21 protein-coding genes and 2 tRNA genes are annotated in these 21,479 nt (G+C 38.7%); 15 read left to right on the forward strand and 8 right to left on the reverse strand.

Annotation, left to right across the window (positions count from 1 at the left end):
• Positions 1-10 precede the first annotated feature (10 nt).
• Positions 11-805 (forward strand): glycyl-radical enzyme activating protein, encoded by a 795-nt coding sequence (locus H8Z77_RS10035; protein ID WP_069986824.1) that lies wholly within the window; start codon positions 11-13, stop codon positions 803-805.
• A gap of 352 nt (positions 806-1,157) precedes the next feature.
• Here the strand turns inward: H8Z77_RS10035 and H8Z77_RS10040 are convergent, their stop codons facing one another.
• A complete protein-coding gene (locus tag H8Z77_RS10040) occupies positions 1,158-1,712 on the reverse strand; it encodes a manganese efflux pump MntP (protein ID WP_186996915.1) in 555 nt (184 codons plus the stop codon).
• A gap of 98 nt (positions 1,713-1,810) precedes the next feature.
• On the opposite strand from H8Z77_RS10040, the gene H8Z77_RS10045 reads away from it, so the two are divergent.
• Positions 1,811-3,181, forward strand: coding sequence for a sodium-dependent transporter (locus tag H8Z77_RS10045; RefSeq protein ID WP_186996916.1), 1,371 nt, complete (start codon positions 1,811-1,813; stop codon positions 3,179-3,181).
• Between the two features lie 282 nt (positions 3,182-3,463).
• On the forward strand, positions 3,464-4,531 hold the full coding sequence (locus H8Z77_RS10050; RefSeq protein ID WP_186996917.1) for a tetratricopeptide repeat-containing glycosyltransferase family 2 protein: 1,068 nt from the start codon (positions 3,464-3,466) through the stop codon (positions 4,529-4,531).
• 6 nt (positions 4,532-4,537) lie between these two features.
• Here H8Z77_RS10050 and H8Z77_RS10055 read toward each other — a convergent pair whose 3' ends face one another.
• On the reverse strand, positions 4,538-5,437 hold the full coding sequence (locus tag H8Z77_RS10055) for a M14 family zinc carboxypeptidase (protein ID WP_186996918.1): 900 nt from the start codon (positions 5,435-5,437) through the stop codon (positions 4,538-4,540).
• A gap of 142 nt (positions 5,438-5,579) precedes the next feature.
• Between H8Z77_RS10055 and H8Z77_RS10060 the strand changes: the two genes are divergently transcribed.
• The 7 genes from H8Z77_RS10060 (at position 5,580) to H8Z77_RS10090 (ending at position 12,463) form a co-directional block, all read left to right on the forward strand.
• Complete coding sequence (locus tag H8Z77_RS10060; protein ID WP_186996919.1) at positions 5,580-6,131, forward strand: NUDIX domain-containing protein; 552 nt, start codon at positions 5,580-5,582, stop codon at positions 6,129-6,131.
• 1 nt (position 6,132) lies between these two features.
• Entirely contained in the window at positions 6,133-6,945 is an 813-nt protein-coding gene (locus tag H8Z77_RS10065; protein ID WP_186996920.1) for an epoxyqueuosine reductase, read from the forward strand.
• A gap of 48 nt (positions 6,946-6,993) precedes the next feature.
• A complete protein-coding gene (locus tag H8Z77_RS10070) occupies positions 6,994-7,404 on the forward strand; it encodes a CBS domain-containing protein (protein WP_186996921.1) in 411 nt (136 codons plus the stop codon).
• 247 nt (positions 7,405-7,651) lie between these two features.
• Entirely contained in the window at positions 7,652-8,344 is a 693-nt protein-coding gene (locus tag H8Z77_RS10075; RefSeq protein WP_069986832.1) for a response regulator, read from the forward strand.
• Between the two features lie 146 nt (positions 8,345-8,490).
• On the forward strand, positions 8,491-9,978 hold the full coding sequence (locus H8Z77_RS10080; protein WP_186996922.1) for a HAMP domain-containing sensor histidine kinase: 1,488 nt from the start codon (positions 8,491-8,493) through the stop codon (positions 9,976-9,978).
• A gap of 190 nt (positions 9,979-10,168) precedes the next feature.
• The gene (locus tag H8Z77_RS10085; protein WP_069986834.1) at positions 10,169-11,596 is read left to right on the forward strand and encodes a S1C family serine protease; all 1,428 of its coding nucleotides are present in this window, start codon (positions 10,169-10,171) and stop codon (positions 11,594-11,596) included.
• A gap of 18 nt (positions 11,597-11,614) precedes the next feature.
• The gene (locus H8Z77_RS10090; protein WP_069986835.1) at positions 11,615-12,463 is read left to right on the forward strand and encodes a cobyric acid synthase; all 849 of its coding nucleotides are present in this window, start codon (positions 11,615-11,617) and stop codon (positions 12,461-12,463) included.
• A 44-nt stretch (positions 12,464-12,507) separates the two neighbouring features.
• Here the strand turns inward: H8Z77_RS10090 and H8Z77_RS10095 are convergent, their stop codons facing one another.
• From H8Z77_RS10095 to H8Z77_RS10110, 4 genes are all read right to left on the reverse strand, one after another.
• Complete coding sequence (locus H8Z77_RS10095; RefSeq protein ID WP_186996923.1) at positions 12,508-13,116, reverse strand: ABC-2 transporter permease; 609 nt, start codon at positions 13,114-13,116, stop codon at positions 12,508-12,510.
• Positions 13,116-13,961, reverse strand: a complete 846-nt coding sequence (locus tag H8Z77_RS10100) for an ABC transporter ATP-binding protein (protein ID WP_069986837.1) — start codon at positions 13,959-13,961, stop codon at positions 13,116-13,118. The genes H8Z77_RS10095 and H8Z77_RS10100 overlap by 1 nt, the downstream gene beginning before the upstream one ends.
• Before the next feature lie 2 nt (positions 13,962-13,963).
• A complete protein-coding gene (locus H8Z77_RS10105) occupies positions 13,964-14,338 on the reverse strand; it encodes a GntR family transcriptional regulator (RefSeq protein WP_069986838.1) in 375 nt (124 codons plus the stop codon).
• Positions 14,339-14,648: 310 nt separating this feature from the next.
• On the reverse strand, positions 14,649-15,671 hold the full coding sequence (locus H8Z77_RS10110; RefSeq protein WP_186996924.1) for an NAD-dependent epimerase/dehydratase family protein: 1,023 nt from the start codon (positions 15,669-15,671) through the stop codon (positions 14,649-14,651).
• Positions 15,672-15,825: 154 nt separating this feature from the next.
• Here H8Z77_RS10110 and H8Z77_RS10115 point away from each other — a divergent pair, with 154 nt between their 5' ends.
• The gene (locus tag H8Z77_RS10115; protein WP_186996925.1) at positions 15,826-16,416 is read left to right on the forward strand and encodes a TetR/AcrR family transcriptional regulator; all 591 of its coding nucleotides are present in this window, start codon (positions 15,826-15,828) and stop codon (positions 16,414-16,416) included.
• A 348-nt stretch (positions 16,417-16,764) separates the two neighbouring features.
• Here the strand turns inward: H8Z77_RS10115 and H8Z77_RS10120 are convergent.
• Together H8Z77_RS10120 and H8Z77_RS10125 are read right to left on the reverse strand one after the other, a co-directional pair.
• A tRNA-Glu gene (locus H8Z77_RS10120) sits at positions 16,765-16,839 on the reverse strand.
• A 5-nt stretch (positions 16,840-16,844) separates the two neighbouring features.
• Positions 16,845-16,921 (reverse strand) — tRNA-Met (locus H8Z77_RS10125).
• A gap of 474 nt (positions 16,922-17,395) precedes the next feature.
• Here H8Z77_RS10125 and ychF point away from each other — a divergent pair.
• The 4 genes from ychF (at position 17,396) to H8Z77_RS10145 (ending at position 21,226) form a co-directional block, all read left to right on the forward strand.
• Positions 17,396-18,490, forward strand: a complete 1,095-nt coding sequence (gene ychF, locus H8Z77_RS10130; protein ID WP_186996926.1) for a redox-regulated ATPase YchF — start codon at positions 17,396-17,398, stop codon at positions 18,488-18,490.
• A gap of 134 nt (positions 18,491-18,624) precedes the next feature.
• A complete protein-coding gene (locus H8Z77_RS10135) occupies positions 18,625-19,425 on the forward strand; it encodes an HAD family hydrolase (RefSeq protein WP_207726008.1) in 801 nt (266 codons plus the stop codon).
• Positions 19,426-19,480: 55 nt separating this feature from the next.
• On the forward strand, positions 19,481-20,401 hold the full coding sequence (gene prmA, locus H8Z77_RS10140; protein ID WP_186996927.1) for a 50S ribosomal protein L11 methyltransferase: 921 nt from the start codon (positions 19,481-19,483) through the stop codon (positions 20,399-20,401).
• 303 nt (positions 20,402-20,704) lie between these two features.
• Entirely contained in the window at positions 20,705-21,226 is a 522-nt protein-coding gene (locus H8Z77_RS10145) for a methyltransferase family protein (protein ID WP_186996928.1), read from the forward strand.
• Positions 21,227-21,479 lie beyond the last annotated feature (253 nt).

The raw sequence follows: 21,479 nt of genomic DNA on the forward strand, positions 1-21,479 counted from the left end.
TGGAGGAAATATGGATCACAGTTATTTAGAAGAAACAGGGCGTATTTTTGACGTACAGCGGTTCTCTGTACATGATGGCCCGGGTATCCGTACCATTATCTTTTTAAAGGGTTGCCCATTGCGCTGCAAATGGTGTTGCAATCCAGAATCTCAGCAATATGAGATTCAAAAGATGGTGGTAAATGGTGTACCAAAGACAATGGGGCGGGACGTTACCGTTCAAGAAGTATTAAATGAAGTTCGTAAAGACTTAACTTATTATTGGCGTTCCGGCGGAGGGGTAACCCTTTCTGGTGGAGAATGCCTGTTCCAATCAGATTTTGCTGCGGCAATCCTGCGTGCTTGCAAAGAACAATGTATTAACACTGCAATTGAAACAACGGGTTTTGCGCCATTTAGTAATATCCAAAAGCTGCTGCCCTGGCTGGATGTGGTTTTAATGGACATCAAACATGTGGATGATGAAAAACACAAGGCATTTACTGGACAATCCAATCGACTGATTTTGGAAAACGCAAAAAAAATTGCGGAATCAGGTGCTAATTTGGTGATTCGTGTTCCAGTTGTTCCGGAGTTCAACCACACCCCTCGTGAGATTTATCAAATTGCAAAATTTGCGGAGCAGCTGCCTGGAGTAAAACGAATCCACCTACTTCCTTACCATCGCTTAGGGGAAGATAAATATGCAGGACTTGGACGTAAGTATGAGTTAAGCAATATTGATCCTCAGAACAATGAGGCGTTAGAAGAACTTTTAAATACTGTAAGAAATAATACTGCTTTAGAGTGCCAGATTGGCGGCTAATTTTCTATTATTTTAAATAGGCAAAATCCCACTGTATTCACAGTGGGATTTTGTGATTTTTATAGGGTTTCGTTATATTATTTATAAAATATAACCCCTTTTTCTTTCCTAGCAAATGTGGTATAATAATTTTATTAAGATAAAATGATTTATTTTGCTTTTCTTTATGAATTGTGTTTGATTCAGAACGAAATAGTTGTAATGATAAGGCTTTATCTTAACCAATGATAAGATACTGTCCTTTTTAGGGTTAAGATAGTTGAAGCAACATCATAAGTATTAGGAAATGTCTATTTTATTTTTTGTTTTTGGCAAATAGGGAGTCCACTTATTTTGTGGTTTCTATGTTTCCTTAAAGAAAGGAAACAATTAGTTCATAGCAACCAATCCCTATTAAAACTAGGGCGGACAAAATAGAAGAATATTTACCAAGTAACTTTTGGGCAATGTGTTTTCCTAGGAAATTTCCCAGAATAAAGCATAGAATTGTGATAATAAAGGTTACCGTGGTAGCTATAACGATGGACAATCCGGCAACCCCTGCTGCAAATCCAATGCCAGCATTATTTATAGTTAACGCAATTGCTAAAAAAATAGAGGATTGAAATGATATCTCTGTTGTTTGTTGGGGCTGGTTGGTATGCAAAATCGAGTCCATCAGCATCCATATTCCAATCAGTACCAGTAATGCTGCGCCAATTTTATCCGGAAGCCATGTGGGGAGCAAGCCGGAAAATAAGCTTCCCACTATAAGAGATGCCCATGTTCCAAAAGTAGAAATTACTGCAATACATAGAATATGCTGTATGGTAAATTTTTTGTTTGCCGCAGCAGTGGTGGCAGATAAAATAAGTGTATCAATATTTGCGGAAAAACAAAGAACGATAATAGAAAAGAATTGTTCCATGCCATTCCTCCTTTTTCTTCCATCCCCTTATCCTATGAAGTGGGGATGAAAAGGTTGCAAGGAATGGACAAAAGAATAACAGGAAAGGTGGAAGATGGTTGGAAAGAGAAAAATTTTCATCTAGGTTGGGGTTTTTGTTAATTTCAGCCGGTTGTGCAATTGGTTTGGGTAATGTATGGAGATTTCCATATATTACAGGGCAGTATGGGGGCGCAGCATTTGTGTTACTCTATATTGTGTTTTTAATTATATTGGGATTACCTATTGTAGTAATGGAATTTTCGGTTGGCCGTGCCAGCCAAAAGAGTCCTATTCGGTCTTTTGAGGTGTTGGAGAGAAAAGGACAAAAATGGCATTTATTTGGATATGTCGCCTTGGCAGGTAACTATATTTTAATGATGTTTTATACTACAATTGCAGGCCTAATGCTGTTGTATTTTGCCAAAACAGCAAAAGGAGATTTTGTAGGGATGACGACCTCACAAATAGAAGGGGTTTATGGAGAAGTGACAGCACAGCCATGGCTAATGCTGATATGTATGGTATTGGTAGTGTTCATTGGCTTTGGGATTTGTTCTTTAGGGCTAAAAAATGGGGTAGAAAAAATCACAAAAGTCATGATGCTTTGCCTGCTATTTCTTATTATTGTTTTGGTAATCCGTTCTTTAACTTTGCCAAATGCATCAGAGGGATTAAAATTTTATTTGTTGCCTGACTTTGGAAGGATGATGGAAGCAGGGCTAGCGGATACCATTTTTGCGGCGATGAGCCAAGCATTCTTCACATTAAGTATTGGAATTGGATCGCTGGCGATTTTTGGAAGTTATATTGGAAAAGAACGCCGCTTGACTGGGGATGCTATTAGCATTACAGTATTGGATACCTTTGTAGCGGTAATGTCCGGTTTGATCATTTTTCCTGCTTGTTTCTCCTTTGGTGTGGAACCAGGAAGTGGACCTGGACTGATCTTCCAGACCCTGCCAAATATTTTTAATGAAATGCAAGGAGGCCGCATTTGGGGAAGTTTATTCTTTATCTTTATGGCATTTGCGGCGTTGTCTACCGTAATTGCAGTATTTGAGAATATCATTTCCTCCTGCATGGATAAATGGGGATGGTCCCGTAAAAAAGCGGTTTTAATCAATATTGTGTTGGTGATTATCCTTTCTTTACCTTGCGCTTTAGGCTTTAGTGTACTGAGCGGGGTACAGCCATTTGGTGCTGGCAGTACGATTATGGATTTGGAAGACTTTATTGTCAGCAGCAACCTGTTGCCATTAGGTTCCTTGGTATATCTTTTATTCTGTGTTACCCGCTATGGTTGGGGCTGGGATAACTTTATCGAAGAAGCAAATACCGGTAAAGGGATTAAGTTCCCAAAATGGACAAGAAAATACATTACATTTGTCCTCCCATTGATTGTACTGGTTATTTTTGTACAAGGATATATTAGTAAATTTTTCTTATAACAGAAAAAACTCCAGTTGTTTTCCAACTGGAGTTTTTTGCTTTTTTGGAGGTTTTACTGAAAAATTAAATCATCGAAAATAGGAAAATATCATATAAATGTATTTTTCATCATTATTTTTTCTCGTCTCATAGAAACAAGAAAGCATTGTTTCTAGAATAATATTTTCCGGTATAGAAGTATGATAGAATATCTGGGTAATCTGATAGAATCTTCTTTTGATAGGAACCTGTTTTTTCCTCATTACGTAATATAGAGTAATGAAATAAATGGGGGAAATGATATGGTCAAGATCAGTTTATGTATGATTGTAAAGGATGAACAGGATGTTTTAGCTAGGTGTTTGGACCACATAAAAGATATTGTAGATGAGATTGTTATTGTGGACACTGGATCTACGGACAATACAAAGCAAATTGCAATGCGGTATACCGACCAAGTATATGATTATATATGGCAGGATGATTTTGCGGCAGCCAGGAATTTTGCCTTTTCCAAAGGGACAAAAGACTATTTATTCTGGTTGGATGCGGATGACGTTGTATTAGAACAGGATGCAGAAAAACTGCTCCAGTTAAAACAAACCCTTTCCCCGGAAGTTGATATGGTTATGATGCAATACCATGTAGCCTTTGATAAGGAAGGGAATCCCAGTTTCTCATACGAGAGAGAACGACTTGTAAAACGGGAAAAGGGTTACCAATGGAAGGGTGCCGTCCATGAAGCAATCACACCATCAGGGAATATCCTCCATACTGATATTGCAATCACTCATCAAAAACTTCATCCCAGTGACCCTGATCGCAATCTACGCATTTTAGAAAAAATAAAGAAAAATACTGAATTGGACCCAAGACAGCAATTTTACTATGCCAGAGAACTGATGAACCATCATCGTGACAAGGAGGCTATATTGGTATTCCGCAACTTTTTAGATTCTGGAAAGGGCTGGGTAGAAAACAATATCAATGCTTGTTTGGATTTATCCCAATGTTATCAACGATTGGGACAGAAACAAAAAGCATTGGAATCCTTATTTTACAGTTTTATTTTTGATCGGCCAAGGGCTGAAATTTGTTGTGAAATTGGAGCCTGTTTTTTGCGAGAAGAGCGGTATCAACAGGCAATTTATTGGTATCAAGCGGCATTGCAGTGCGATAAAGAGGACTCGAAAGGTGGTTTTATCCTACCGGATTGTTATGACTTTATCCCCAATATCCAGTTATGTGTTTGCTATGATAGGATAGGGGAACTTCAGACCGCCTACCAGTATCATCAAGTAACAGAACGCTTGAAACCCCACCATCCCATGGTAGTACACAACAAAAATTATTTTCAGTCTATTTTGTAAAATGAATCAAATTAAAAGGCTAATAAACATCATTTCACGTAGTTTGTGATAGATTCCAGGTAGGTCTGAAATAGGAAGAGGGTTTTCTCCTTTTCCAATTTCAATGGTAAACCCATTCCTATGGGTGTGGTTGATAAACCAATCCTTTAACCCTCCGTGAGAAGCAAGGCCAGTTGGATTCATTACTTGGTATCCAGAACTGGCTTTCAAGGCATCTGCAATCATTTTTGCGTTTTTAGGGGTGTTCGGGCCATAACTATAGTAGATTTCTTCTCCTTGGGAATGGAATGCCAATAGTTTTTTTATATTTAGCCCTAGACATAGGTGGACTAATGCCCTTGTTTCTGGTTCCGACTGTGGAGTATATCCTCCAAATTGACGTTCACAGGGGCGTGTGATTCCAGCAGCGCGCTCCATAGCTTTTAATTCCTGGAAACCAGCATTAAAATTATGATTTAGGTCGATTCCTCGGGCATTAGCCTGCCAGGAACGTGTACTGGCTGTTAACATCCGGCCTACCTGACGGCGAAGATGTTTGGCGGAAGCTGCACCATTCAATGCAATCTCTACTCCATCTGGATTTGCCATTGGTACTACAATTAGCCCTCTCTCGGCAAACATATCCGTTAAATTGGTATCGAATAAGGGTTTTTGATTTTGTTCATGGTAACACAAATCTTCCAGGAAGTGTGTTACTAACATACAGGTTAGCCATTCCTGTGCGTGGATGGCGGCAACAAATAAAGTGGCGTTTTTTAAATTACCAATCCCTAAAGCAAAAATTTTTCTACCAAGGACGGATTTTCCAATTGAGAAATTTCGCATGTGGGGATAGGTATTTTTCATCTGTTGTACTTTGTCGCAAAGCAGCTCATAAGTAGGCGGATTTTGATAAAACTGGTCCATATCATTACTCCTTCGTGTTTAGGTTATTCCATATATATTGAAAAATTTTTCTGTTTATGTGATAATAAAAGAAACAGCTTTTTCTTAGATTAGATAAAATAGAAATTACTGGTATTATGAAGCCAGAAAGGAGAATCCCAAAATGAAATTGACCGAAAAACGTTTGGATGGAACAACGATTTACGAAGGAAGAATCATTACCGTAATTAACGATAAAGTAGAATTGGAGAATGGAACAGTAAGTGCCCGTGAGGTAGTGCGGCATCCCGGTGGAGTATGTGTAGCTGCCTTGAGCGATGACCGTTGTATTTACCTGGTGCGTCAGTTTCGTTATCCTTACCAGGAAGTTGTTGTAGAGTTACCTGCGGGGAAATTGGACAAAGGCAATGAAAACCCTTTGGAAGCTGGAAAGCGGGAATTACTGGAAGAAACAGGAATTGTAGCGGACCATTATTATGATTTAGGAAAACTCTATCCTTCTCCTGGCTATTGCGATGAAATTATCTCGATGTATGTGGCGACAGGGCTGCATTTCCGTCAGCAGCAGCTGGATGAAGGGGAATTTTTAGAGGTAGAAAAAATGCCTTTAGCCCAAGCGGTAGACCTGGTGTTGAAGGGTGAAATTAAGGATTCCAAAAGCCAGGCAGCGATTTTAAAACTTTCTATTTTATTAGAACGGGGTATCATTGAGTAGGATGCAACGGAAAGAATTAGCGGAACGGCTAAACCAGGCGGGAATTTTCCTTTTTGGAGTTGCTCCCATGCCAGCGGAAGAATTTTTGTTGCAATGTAGGGCGAAATCTAAAATTCCGGAAGGGGCAAAATCAGTAATTGTCTGTTTATTTCCTTATTATTCTCCTGAATTAGAACAGGGGAATATTTCTCAGTATGCCATGGTGGAGGATTATCATAAAGTGGTTGGTAGTTACCTGAGTCGGGCCTGTGAGCTGCTCTCTCAAGTGGGAGGGAAGTTTGTTCCTTTTGTGGACAATTCTCCGATACCAGAAGTATCCATTGCATTACAGGCCGGACTTGGAAAACAAGGCAAGAATGGTTTGTTGATTACCAAACAATATGGAACTTACCAGTTTATTGGGGAAATAGTAACCGACCAGCTGCTAGAATACGATGTTTCATCAAAAGCTTTCTGTTGCGGTTGTGGCAGATGCGAAACTGCCTGTCCAGGGAAAGCAATCCAACACGGGAAAATCAGGTTGGAACAATGTGCTTCCCATATTAACCAACTTAAACGGGACTTAACAGAACAGGAGCAGCAGTTGGTAAAGGATTGTGGGCTGGTTTGGGGATGCGATATTTGTCAAAAAGTTTGCCCTCATAACCAGAATATCCAAACCACTACAATACCGGAATTTTTACGTCCTCCAGTTTGTTCTGTATCATGGGAGACAATTCCTAAACTGGTTCAAACAAGGGCGTTCGGATTCCGCGGACCAAAGCCGTTGTTACGGAATTACCAGCTGTTATATCCGGAAAGCTGTATAAAATAAAGAAATCATTCCCATACTACCAACATCATAATTGGGGAGGTAGTAAAGATGTTAATTAAGGATGTTATGAGCCGGCATATTGCTATAGTGGGGGAAGAAACCACCATTGCAGATACAGCAGTTTTAATGGAAGAGTACGATATTGGAGTTGTGCCTGTAGTGGAACAAAAACAGCTACTAGGTGTGGTTACTGACCGGGATATTGTTCTCCGTTGTGTGGCAAAAGGAAAGGATATTACTCAAACAAAAGTGAAAGAGGTTATGAGTAAAAATATGGTTTCTGTATCCCCAGACCAGCCTTTGGATATGGCGTTACAAGCGATGGCAGGGCGGCAAGTAAAGCGTTTGGCAGTAACAGACCAGGGAAAATTGGCTGGAGTAATCAGCTTATCGGACATTGCAAGGATACGGAGTTCGGCGGAGACCTCATGGGCATTAACCGAAATTTCCATGCCTTAAATTCGGCGTATTCCGTCGATACATATATTTTGTTAATTTTGTTAATTAAGTTCATAATTTAGAGTACAAAAAGTCAATAATCCCTTTTTATTTTTTTATCATTTATTCACCTTTGTAATTGTGAATATGTTATACTTATATTATAAATTCATAATTGTAGGCGTTTCATCTGCCATTCTCCTACAAAAACCCCAACAAATTTTCTTTTCCTGTGAGAAAATACAGGATAAAAAGGAGGACATTATAAATGGCTGCGGAAAAAATATTAGTTGTAGATGATGATAAAAACATATGCGAGTTACTTCGCCTTTATTTAGAAAAAGAGGGTTACAGTGTCATCCTCTCCCATGATGGAGAAGAAGCACTGGTCAAATTTAATGCGTTAAAACCGGATTTTGTGCTGTTAGACATTATGCTCCCAGGCTTGGATGGCTGGCAGGTATGTCGGGAAATCCGTAAAAAATCCAATGTTCCAGTGATTATGTTAACAGCGAAAGGCGAAACTTTTGATAAAGTGTTGGGATTGGAACTGGGCGCAGATGACTATGTGGTAAAACCGTTTGACGCAAAAGAAATTATCGCCCGTATTAAGGCAATTCATCGTAGATTGGGACAAAACACTCAACAGGCAGAAGTAAAAGAAGTAGTATATGATAAACTGGTTGTCAACATGACCCGTTATGAGTTGAAGGTAGACGGCAAAGTGGTAGATACTCCTCCAAAAGAGTTGGAACTGTTGTTCCACCTTGCTTCCTCCCCAAACCGTGTATTTACCCGTGACCAGTTGCTGGACGAAGTATGGGGATTTGAGTATTATGGCGATTCCAGAACAATCGATGTCCATGTAAAACGTTTGCGTGAAAAACTGGAAGGCGTATCTGATAAATGGGCGTTAAAGACTGTCTGGGGCGTTGGCTACAAGTTTGAAGTAAATGAATAAGGAAAGCCATCTGATTGGATGACTTTCCCATACCAATCAATCAGAACAGGATAGCTGCATAACTGGCGGAAGAAGAGTATTCCGGAGGATGGTTTACAGCGATCCTGTTTTTCCTGTTTTGTTTAAGGGGTTAAAGGAGGAATACAATGAAAAAAAGCCTCTTTGCCAAATATTTTACGGTATGTATTTCGATTATTATTGTCAGCATTATCTTTTTAGGAGGGATGATGCTGATTTGCGCCTCCCAGTACTTTCAAGAGGAGCAGTACAATACCTTAAAAGTAAACCTACAAAGAGCTACCATGGCAGTAGAACAAAATTACATAAGCGCGGTGGAAGATGACAACGACCAAACCCACTACACGATTGATGTTGCTTCTTCTTTAAGCATTTACAACATGCTGGCAGGTATTATTGACGCTGACTTTTTTATGACGGATACTTCCGGTAAAACGATTATGTGTACCGAGGATACCCTCTGTCAGCATACTTCCCCTTATACAGTACCGTCCGAAATTCGGGGTATGATTGACCAAAAGGGGATTTATAAGGAAACAGGGACGTTTCAAGGACTGTATAGCAGTAATCACTATACAGTGGGGATTCCAGTACAAAATGATGATGTTACCATTGGCTATTTGTTTGCGTCTTCTTCTTCCTCCAATTTGCAGGTTTTTTTGAAAGAAATCTTTAACATGTTTATCCTTTCTTCTGGCGTGGTTTTATTTTTGGCGTTTGTCATTATCTTTTTAGTTACTTCTCAGCTGGTAAAACCATTAAAAGATATGTCCTATGCGGCCCAGCAATACGGAAAAGGAGACTTTTCCCCAAGAATATCCATCGAACGGGATGATGAGATTGGCCAGTTGGCCCAAACCCTTAATACGATGGCATACGACCTCTCCTTAATTGAAAACTCCAGGCGGAGCTTTACCGCGAATGTTTCCCATGAGTTAAAGACTCCAATGACTTCGATTGGCGGCTTTATTGATGGAATTTTGGATGGGACAATCCCAGAAAGTCAGCATAAAAAATATTTGCGTATAGTTTCGGATGAGGTAGCGCGTTTATCCAGGCTGGTTCGTTCTATGTTGAACCTATCTAAAATTGAAGCAGGGGAAATGAAGCTGGAGTGCAAACCGTTTAACGCATTAAATGTAATTGCACAAACGTTATTCAATTTCGAGAATGCTATTAACGAAAAGAATCTGGAAATTCGTGGACTAGATGTGGATGATATTTGGGTAGAAGCGGATGAGGATTTGATCCATCAGGTAATTTATAACTTGATGGATAACGCGATTAAGTTTGTCAACCAAAATGGATATATTGAGTTTGGATTCCGCAATATTGCTTCCCGTACCGAAATTACCATCCGGAACAGTGGGGAAGGCTTAGCGCCAGATGAGATGAATAAGGTGTTTGACCGCTTTTATAAAACGGATAAATCCCGCGGTTTAGATAAAAATGGGGTAGGTCTTGGTCTCAACATTGTAAAGACCATTATCAACCTACATGATGGCGATATTGTGGTTCGTAGCAAAAAAGGGGAGTACACCGAGTTTAGTATTACATTAAAAACAGGGAAACCCCCGGTAAAGCCAAGAAGAAGCTCTGATAAGGAACAACAATAATTTTTGGATGAAAAAATGGGGGCATCATAACAAGTAGGATGAATTTTAACACCCTGTTGATAATCATGATTTGTTTTTTTGATATAATACTTATAATATACGTAGTGTAGCTTCTAATAGTATTTTGGTTTTCTAGTTAGATTGATAAATTTTATATTAAAATATACAATTGGTAATAGGAGGTGGTAAGATGGAACGGCATAATCCAGAACAGCCAGAAAAAACAACAGAAGTTTTACAGGATGCTGTAGAAGATGGCATTGTAAACGAGCAGTTGACTTTAATTGACCAGATTGAATCGAACCAGGACGATGTTTACGAATGGAATTTTTCTGATTATGAAAAAATAGCGGCTGAAAGGGCTGTACCTACTAAAAAAAGTAGAGGTCTTGTGCTACTAGCTTTTATACTTGGTTTTGCTCTGGTTGCGGTTATCATGATGTTTACAATCTATGTTGTATATGAACAAAAACAACCTTCCTCCATGGGTGTTACTCAATCAAAGCAGCAATTTCCCAGTTTGATTTTAAATGATTCTCCAGCGGAAACTTCAGATACGGGGGATGATGGACAGACGACAGCGGAAATTGCAACAAAGGTTACTCCTTCTGTGGTAGGGATTGTTACCTATAATAAGGATTTAAGCTATGAAGCTGCTGGCGAAGGGTCAGGAGTGATTATGAGTTCAGATGGCTATATTGTCACTAATGCCCATGTATTGTTGGATAGTGAAGGATATCTTACACCTACTATTAAAGTGGTATTGAACAACAGCAGCGAATATGAAGCTGAAGTAATTGGCAGTGATATTAAGACGGATTTAGCGGTGATTAAAATTGACGCGGAAAATTTGACCTATGCAGAATTTGGAAATTCTGATCAGGTACAAGTGGGGGACCGTGTCATTGCCATTGGCAATCCAGGCGGGGTTACCTTTATGGGCTCTGTTACACAGGGAATTGTCAGCGGGTTAAATCGCACAGTAAAAACCAGTAATGGCACAGATATGACATTGATTCAAACGGATGCTGCCATCAATCCAGGGAATTCTGGAGGGGCTTTGGTGAACCGTTATGGTCAAGTTGTTGGAATTAACTCCGCTAAAATCAAAAAATCCAATTATGAAGGGATTGGTTTTTCCCTGCCGACAAATAGTGTAAAACCGATTGTAGATGAATTGATTAAATATGGTTATGTAAAAGACAGGGTAAAAATTGGATTTACTTACCGTGAAATAGATTCTGTTTTATCCAATGCCAATGGAATACCAGAGGGCTTGTATGTCGTTTCGGTTGATGACACCTTGGATGCTGCAACACAAGGACTAAGCGCGGGTGATATTGTCACCAAAATCAATGGGAAATCCATTGGCGATACCAGTGATTTGGCAGATGCCTTGGATGGAAAAAAACCAAATGATAGTATAAAATTAACAGTTTATCGGGAGTCTGGAAATTCCAAAGGGACTACTTTTGAGATTAAAGTAAAATTATATGAGGATCAAAGTACGATCCAAACTGCTCCTTCCGGTTCAGATTATTCCGATGATCGTTATTATAACGCAGATGTCGATGACGACGAGGGTGTTTTTTCGATAAAAAATACCCTTTCCGCTTAAATTTTACCATAGGAGTGGTTGGTAATCGCAAAAACAATTATGATACAGGGAACGGCTTCCGGTGTAGGGAAGTCTACGATTGTAGCTGGCTTATGCCGGCTGTTGGTACAAAAGGGATGTCGAGTCGCTCCATTTAAAGCGCTTAATACTTCGGATAATTCCTATGTGTTTCCCAACGGTCAGCAAATCGCCTGTTCTCAGGCGATCCAGGCACAGGCGTGTAAAATACAACCGTCTACAGACATGAATCCCATCATGATAAAACCTGTCCTAAATAAATATCCTGTGTTAATTGTGAATGGGGAACCGGCAGCATTTCAGGTGGATGTGAAAAAACAGAACCAAATGTTAAAACAAGTGGTATTGCAAGCGTTTCAACGATTGGAAAAGCAGTATGATTATATTTTGGTGGAAGGTGCTGGAAGCCCAGTTGAACTAAACCTGAAACAGAATGAATTTGTCAATATGGGTCTGGCAACCCAACTTCAAGCTCCAGTACTTTTGGTTTCCGATATTGACAGAGGTGGGGTTTTTGCCTCTTTATATGGTACAGTTGCTTTGTTAAATTCAGAGGAACGTAACCTGATAAAAGGGATTATTATCAATAAATTTCATGGGGATCCACAGTCTTTTTTCGATGGCACTCAAATCCTACAGAACCTTACCAAAATACCTGTTTTAGGGATTCTTCCTTCATTCGATCTCAAAATCGAGGATGAGGATATTGTGTTTGGCAACGAAGATATCAAAACAAAAGAGAGTTTCGCCTGTTATGGTGCCTCATATGTTTCGTTACTCGACCAGGAACTAGATCGTTTAGCGCAATTATTTGAAAAGCATTTGCAGATTAGCCAGTTTTTATTTTAAAAGAAAAGGTTGGAACAATTTGTTCCAACCTTTTTGTGCTATATTTATAGTTCTTTTTTGCGATAGATTGTAATAGAAACAAAGAGAGAAACTACATAAATAAAAATTGCGATGATAGGTGCAACCTTTAACAGAAGGGAAATCAAATGAAAATCAATTTGGAAACCAGGCTGTATTAGTAATGCGACAATAATAACGGGGATACCAATGACACCAATTAAAATAAATCTACCCTTTTCGGTGCCAAACTGAAACATCAATGGCAGTAAAATTGCCTGTATTATCGTTCCAATGCTAAAGAAGATGCAAAAGAACTGGAAGGTATCCGAAAAAGAGAATTTTTCTATAATATATGCAATTATAGTGGATAGGATGCAGGAACCTGCCATAAACAGAATCCCCAATAAATATTTACTGTCAACAATCTGCGTCCGTGTAACTGGCATGGTAACCGCAAATTGGTCCCATTTTGCCCGTTCATCATAGGCCAAAGCGGTTACCGGCATCATAACAGCCAACATCATTGCAATTCCAGCAAAAAACCCACTGTTTTTCATGGAAATTGCCAAAACTAAAAATAAAATTAAAAATAAGCCCAACATTTTTAACTGGGATTTTAAATTGTAGCAATCCTTTAACAATAAACCAGCCATTATTGTTCCCCCCTTATGGTAAATAGCATAATATCTTCAATGTTTGCAGGATCAGCCAAAAATCCACGTGGTATTTTGTTTGCCTTTACCAAGGCTTCTACCCCAAATTGGTTTTCTCTTTTTCCGCAAATGGCATTGGCATCAATCTGTTTTAATTCAGCTACCGAACATTTTACAATTCGGTATTGTTCTAATAAATCATCCTTTGATTCGCTGAATATCATCTTTCCATGATGGATAAAAGTGATATAATCGCATACTTTTTCCAAGTCCCCAATGATGTGGGAAGACATTAAAATGGAGTGGCTGTCATCCTGGATAAATTCCAGGAAAAGGTCAAGTAGTTCATCCCGAACCACAGGGTCAATCCCACTGGTAGCTTCATCCAAAATAAGGAGTTTGGTGTTGTGGGATAACGCCACGGCAATGGAAAGTTTCATCTTCATCCCTTTGGAATAGTCTTTTACTTGTTTTTTGAATGGAATCTGAAATTTTTGAACCATAGTAAGGAACTTTTTTTCTTCCCAGGTATGGTATACTTTTTTTAACACTTTGTTGATTTGGTTTGCGGAAAGTGTTTCAGGAAAAGAACTTTGATCCAACACAACGCCAATTTGTTCCTTTAAATGAGGGGGCACATTGGTAGAATCTTGCCCAAACAAACGGATTTTTCCGCTATCCTTTTTAATCAAATCCAAGATAAGCTTAATTGTAGTGCTTTTTCCAGCACCGTTTTCACCAATCAACCCCATAATACAACCAGTGGGAAGGGAAAAATCAATGTGGTTTAAGGAAAAATCTCCATAATGTTTACAAAGGCCCTTTAGTTCTAATGCGTATCCCATGTTTATTCTCCTTTATAAATCAGCGATAACATCTCCACAAGCTCGGATAAACTGATGTTACAACTTGCTGCAGCAGAAACAATTGCCTGCATGTGCTCTTCAATAGAACGAAGCTGCTGTTCCCGTAAAAATTCTTGGTTGATACCAGCAACAAAGCTTCCTTTTCCTGTCATAGAAACCAGAAAGCCTTCCCGTTCCAGCTCTTCGTAAGCCCGTTTTGTTGTTATTACGCTGATGCGTAATTCTTTTGCCAACAGCCGCATAGAAGGAAGGGCGTCCCCTTCTTTCAATTCCCCGGCAATAATCAAAGCCTTTATTTGGGAAACAATCTGTTCATAGATCGGCTGGCCGCTGGAGTTACTAATGATTAGTTTCATAGTTCACCATCCAATATATTGTATATATTTATTATATACAATATACCTGATATGTCAAGAAAAAAATAAATTTTTTATTCTATTATTTTTTGTATATAAGAAAAAATAGAATCATCCCCATTTTATATTATAAATGAATATGATTAATTTGTTTCATAATTAGGTGAAAAAGCAGGTGTGGTGGGAGATATTTTAAATAATGCTCTGATAGATGTTCTATACTACAACGCAGATGGAAAAATAATCCCAAACAAAAATAGGATAACCCAATGGAAAAGCCACAATCTGAACTGAGATTGTGGCTTTCAAATTAAGCGGTTACATGTTTTTTCTTTTTTAATTGGCCGTTTTGTTTCATCCAGGAAATTGTATCTGAGATTGTTTGAAATAAATCTCGAGGGCGATATCCCAGTTCACTAGTGGCTTTGTCATGGGAAAATTTATCGTTGCTTTTTAAAGTATACAAAGAATATTTTGTATAAAGCGGACGGCGTTTTTTCTGTTTCGCAACCCATTCTATCAAAGGTACAAATAATTTTGCCATCCAAATTGGTAAGATGGGAAGATGTTTCCCACCGTATATTTTTTGCGCCATTTTTAACAGGTCTTTGATCTCATAATGACGGTTGGAAAGGATATAGCATTCACCAACTGTTCCCTTTTGTGCTGCTAACAGGCAACCTTGCGCTACATCCCTTACGTCCACAAAATCGTATCCACCATGCACACAGGCAGGGAGTTTTCCCAAAATATAATCGTGGACCAACTGGACTAAATGGTTTCCAGAATTGTCATAAGGGCCTAGAATTCCGGAAGGATGGACCACAATAGCTGGCAGGCCTTTTGGCACCAGATCCAGTACAGCCTGAGTTGCTTCCGCTTTTGTTTTTGCGTACCCACCAACTACATTATCCTTAGAAAAATGGGAAATTTCTTTTAACACCTTTAAGGTTCCACCCTCTGGGATCGCGTGGACCGAGCTGACATAGACCATCCTTTTTAGTTTATATTGTAGTGCTAATTCCGCGATATTTTTTGTACCAGTTACATTTACATTGTATAGGGCAGGGGAAACTTCTTCCGAGATATCGATGATACCTGCTGTATGGATGAGAACGGTTTGTTCTGGGTTCATATCCTCAAATAAGGGGAGAAGCGTTTCTTTTTTACTCACATCCCCATGAAAATAGGTGGTGTTGTCAAATTGGTTGGAAGGTGTTTCATTTGGCAGAATAAGCCCACGGATTTGGCAATTTTCCTGTTGTAATAAACGGATAATCGTATTCCCTAAATGGCCATTGGCTCCTGTAATTAAATAAAGTTTTTGATTCATAACAATACACCTTTTTATTTAATTAACATGTGTTGATTTTCTTTCCTAACTGTATTATAATTTAAAGGAAGATAGGAATCAATCATCAGTTTTCCCAGGTTATGAGATAAAATTCAACATATTAACCACGGATTGTTGAGAGGTGTGATGTGTTTTGAAAAAAGTAACAAATGATCACCGGATTAGAGTGACAAAATTATTGATACGGAAGGCGTTTACCAGTTTATTAAATCAAAAGCCGATCCAAAGCATCTCTGTCAAAGAACTTTGTGAGTTGGCGGGGATTAACCGTGGAACATTTTATAGCCATTATACTGATATTTATGATTTATGCGACCAGATCGAAGCGGATATGTTGCGGGATTTAAAAGATTCCATGGAACCAATGCTCCGCAAAGATACAACGGTAACCCCTGTAAAGATTACCACCGAAATTTTCCGCTGTTTAAAAGAAAATTCAGACCTTTGCACCGTTACGTTAGGAAAATATGGGGATAAGGAATTTATGATGAAATTGATGAACCTGGGGAGGGAACAGTGTTTGGAATCCTACTCCCATTATTTTAAAAAAGCGTCCCCAAGAAAAATTGAATATTTTTACGCTTTTGTCAGTTCCGGCTGTATTGGGCTATTGAGGAAGTGGTTAGCGGATGGCATGGTAAGTCCAATCGAGGAGATCGCGAAAATGGCGGAAAAAATTATGTTGTCTGGCGTTGAATTTTTACAAGAGGATGAAGCCAGCTAGAAACAGTGGCACTAAAAATGAAAAAATGGCGGTATTTAATGCCGCCATTTTTTCAAAAGGTAGATCAAATATAACAAAGAGCAGGAATTTTTGATAAATTAAAATGGGGTTAGTGATAATGTTTCTTATCACTAACCCCATTGTTAGTTTAATTAGCTTTATGTTTTAAGTATGTTATTATCATAACATTCGGATAAAGGACTGTCAACCTATTTTGACAAATTTATGCCATTGTACTGTTTTTATGGGAAAGTTGAGATGCTTTTGTTTAATAAATACTGTAAACAGTAAATTTGTTGTGAAATAAAAAAGCAAAGAAAAAAGCTTGTTCATATGAACAAGCTTTTTTGGTGACCCGTGCGAGAATCGAACTCGCGATACCGCCGTGAAAGGGCGGTGTCTTAACCTCTTGACCAACGGGCCATAACTGGTAGCGATAAGTGGATTCGAACCACTGACACTGCGGGTATGAACCGCATGCTCTAGCCAACTGAGCTATATCGCCATATTGCTTTCGTGGTGCTGAGCACTTAATTATTATACACTAGTTATTTCAATTTGTCAAGCACTTTTTTTAAAAAATTGAAAAACTTTGCTTTCTAGTTTCACACCCGAACTTACGGTAAACATATTATACTACAGCATTATCTGTTTGTCAACATTTTTTTTGATTTTATTGACGAATTTTTTTTATTGTGATAACATGGGTAAGGAATCTGTAATAATGAGTTGTTTGGATGGATTTTTCTTATTGTTGTTAGGATACCCAATTAGATAATAAAAATAGATTTTATTTTATATATCAATCTAATCATTATATATGGGTAGTGTTTTGTTTGATTCGGGATACTTAGGTGCCTTATCTTTCAAAAGATAGTTAATAAGAAAATAAAAACAATTTTATTTTACTGTGGCATATTTAAAAGCCTTATCATAAAAAGTATAAAAATGAATTGAAATCATAAAAAGGGGTATTGTTATGAAACTTGGTATGATTGGTTTGCCTAATGTAGGCAAAAGTACATTGTTTAACGCGCTTACAAACGCAGGCGCGGAATCCGCGAACTATCCATTCTGTACGATTGAACCAAACGTAGGCGTTGTATCCGTTCCAGATGACCGTTTGGATAAACTGGCTGAAATGTATGACCCAGATAAATTTACACCTGCTGTTTTAGAGTTTGTGGATATTGCCGGTTTGGTAAAAGGCGCCTCCAAAGGGGAAGGCTTGGGAAACAAATTTTTATCCAACATCCGCGAAGTGGATGCGATTGTACATGTAGTACGGTGTTTTGAGGATGATAATATCATCCATGTAGATGGAAAAATTGGTCCAGAACGGGATATTGAAACCATTAACCTGGAATTGATTTTTTCTGATATTGAGATGCTGGACCGCCGCTTGGACAAAACAAAGCGCGCGTTAAAAGGGGATAAAAAATTACAATCCGAAGTGGATTTGCTGGAAGCCCTCCGTTCCCACCTGGAATCCGGTTTGCCAGTCCGCGGCTTTGAATGTAATGAGGACCAACAGGCGGTCATCAATACCATTGATTTCCTCTCCAACAAACCGGTAATTTACGCCGCGAATTTAAGTGAAAATGATTTTATCAATAATATTGAAACCAATCCTTATTATTTGCAGGTTTGTGAAATCGCGAAACGGGAAAAAGCGGCGGTGCTTCCTATCTGCGCAAAAATTGAGGAAGAAATTTCCGACATGGAACTGGAAGATAAAAAAATGTTCTTAGGGGAGTTGGGACTAGAACGTTCTGGGCTGGACCGTATTATTCAGGAAAGTTATTCTCTGCTGGGGTTGATTTCCTTCCTGACAGCAGGAAAACAGGAAGTGCGGGCTTGGACAATTAAAAAAGGCACCAAAGCACCACAAGCTGCCGGAAAAATCCACACTGATTTTGAACGTGGGTTTATTCGTGCGGAGGTCATCAGCTTTGACGACTTGATGGAATGTGGGACAATGGTAGTGGCAAAAGAAAAAGGCCTGGTACGCCTAGAAGGAAAAGAATACGTCATGCAGGATGGCGATATTGTTGTATTCCGCTTTAATGTGTAAAATGGATTATAGAAAAAATCCGGTTGGTAATACAGCCGGATTTTTTTAGCCTGTTGGGATAATTGTAACCAGAATTATCTTTATTTGTGATATAATAAATTCTATAAAACAATGGAAAGGTTTTCAGTATCATTATGATTAAATTAATTGCGGCGGATATGGATGGAACTTTATTAAATAGTCAAAAAGAATTGTCCCCTAATTTGTTTCCACTATTAGAGGAATTAAAAAACAGGGGCATATTATTTGCGGTAGCCAGTGGACGACAATACTATAATTTAACCAAGGAGTTTGCAGGGGTAGACGGACTAAGCTATATTTCGGAAAATGGCGGGATGGTATTCCATCAGGGAAACTGTATTTTTACTGATGAAATTCCATGGGAGGATTTAAAACGGCCTGTGGAGCTAATCCAGAAAATACCCAACGCAAAACCAATTTTATGTGGAGTAAAATCCGCTTATCTTTCCAAACTAGATGCCAGCGACACAGAGGTGCTGCGGAATGCAAAAATGTATTATGAACGGCTGAAACTGGTTCCAGATATATTGGAGGCGGCAAAGCAGGACCATATCTGTAAAATTGCCATCTTTGATGTAACAAAAGCGGAACAGAACACTTATCCTGCATTGCAGGAATTAAATAGAAGGTTCCGTGTGCTGCTTTCTGGAGAACAGTGGGTGGATGTAATGAATCCGGAAGTGAACAAAGGCAAAGCATTAAAGGCATTGATGGCGGCAATCCAAGCAACACCTGAAGAAACCATGGCGTTTGGGGATTATTTGAATGACTATGAAATGATGCAATCCTGTTATTATAGCTATGCTATGGCAAATGCTCATCCTGATCTAAAGGCTGTGAGCAATTTTCAAGCAAAATCCAATGATGAGGATGGGGTAGTAAAGGCAATCCAACAGATGTTGCAGAAAAATTGACAATCCCTTTCTGGATACGGTATAATCAAAGAAAACGGACGGAGGTATTTTATAAATGGAAAACTGGACAGCGATTCATATTCAAATTCCTTGTGAACTGGTAGATCAGGCGGCAGCAATTACTCAAATGGTCGTACCTTATGGCATTTATATTGAAGATTATACAAATTTGGAAGAACAAGTGGAGCAGATTGCCCATATTGATTTAATTGATGAGGACTTATTAAAAAAAGACCGAACAAAAGCAATTATCCACGTTTATATCGACCCAACCCAGAATCCAATGGAAGCAGTTAGCTTTTTACGGGAACGGTTTGAAAGTGAGGCCATTCCTTATCAAATTGACACCGAAGGGGTAAAAGAAGAGGATTGGGCGACAGCTTGGCAAAAATATTACCATACAATTCGGGTTGGCAGCCATCTTGTGGTATGTCCGGAATGGGAAGAATGTGACTTGCAGCAAGGCGATATAAAGGTCACCTTAAACCCTGGTATGGCGTTCGGGACAGGGACCCATGAAACGACCCGTTTATGTATGGAACTGTTGGAACAGCATATAACGCCAGATTCTAAAATGTTGGATATCGGTTGTGGAAGCGGTATTTTGGCAATTACCGCAATGCTGTTGGGGGCAAAATCCGCAGTTGGGGTTGATATTGACGAATTAGCGGTAAAAGTAGCTTATGAAAATGCCGACTTAAATGGAATAAAGGATCAAGTTACCTTTGTATGTGGAGATTTGACCGATAAAATTTCCGGCACCTATGATGTTATCTGTGCTAACATCGTTGCGGATGTGATTATTAAACTGTGCGATACTGTAACCGACTTTATGCATCAGGATACTGTGTTGCTGTGTTCCGGTATCATTGACCAGAGAGAAGATGATGTAGTTATGGCACTACAACAGGCAAACCTGCAAATTTTAGAGATTAAGCGTGAAAATGGCTGGGTAGCCATTAGTTGTAAAAAATAGGATTTCTACAAATAACAGTTTGTAAAAACAGGATATGTTTATGTGTACGAATGGTGTAACATAATAAAAAACGGAAAGTTGTAGAGCGTAGTAGAGAATTTTTACGACGGCTTTATTCAAAGAGAAATTCCAGATACTCCTTTTTTGCTGTTTAACTGATTGAAAAGGTGCTTTATAATGGGCTGGGAATTGGCGAGTGGTGGATTGCACCGAGAATCCGCCAAATGATCGCCAATTGGACAACTAAATGTAATACAGGAAAAGCCGGCTTTTTATCAAACTATTTTCATACGGAGTTGAAAAATGAATGGTTTTCTTTTATTGGTTCCATTTTTACTGGTAAGATTTATATTACTTACCGTTTTAAATAAAACAGCTTTGCGGCGAGCAGCTTATTTTGCGCCAGTACAGGGAAAAGAGAAAATAGCCTATTTGATTTATCAGGTATCCATGGTTGGTATCTTACTATATCCACTGTTTCTGACGGTAAAGATAGATTTATCGTGGCAGCTTTTTCTGGGGTTATTTTGTTATGTATTGGGTTTATGCTTATGTGCTGTTACAATGGTCTGTTTTGCTTTTCCCAGCGATACAGGATTAAACAAAAATGGAATTTACCGTTTCTCCCGGAATCCTATGTATTTAGCTTATTTCATTTGCTTTATAGGCATGGCTTTTTTAACGCGTTCTCTCGTACTGTTTGGGATAGTTCTATTTTTTCAAATCTCTGCACATTGGATCATCTTATCAGAAGAAAGATGGTGCATTGAAACATTTGGGACAGCCTATCAGGAATATATGAAAAAAGTACGGCGATATATTTAACTTAAATCTTTTATTCGATTGGCTCGTTTTCTATAACAGGGATTCTGGATGAAAAACAGCTTGTTTGTGGTAAAAATTCAATCTGGGTTTTTGGTTTGTTTGCAATCAAATCATAATTTTAGCATAAATTTCAGGTAATCTAAGGGCAGGTTCAAAAACCTGCCTTTTATCTTGTTGTATTTTTAGCACTCTACGAATAACATTTCTAAAAACCAAGTTATTTTTCATGTTTTTACTGGTATATAGATGGATT

It is taken from the genome of Clostridium facile (assembly GCF_014297275.1).
GTDB classification, from domain to species: domain Bacteria; phylum Bacillota; class Clostridia; order Oscillospirales; family Ruminococcaceae; genus Massilioclostridium; species Massilioclostridium facile.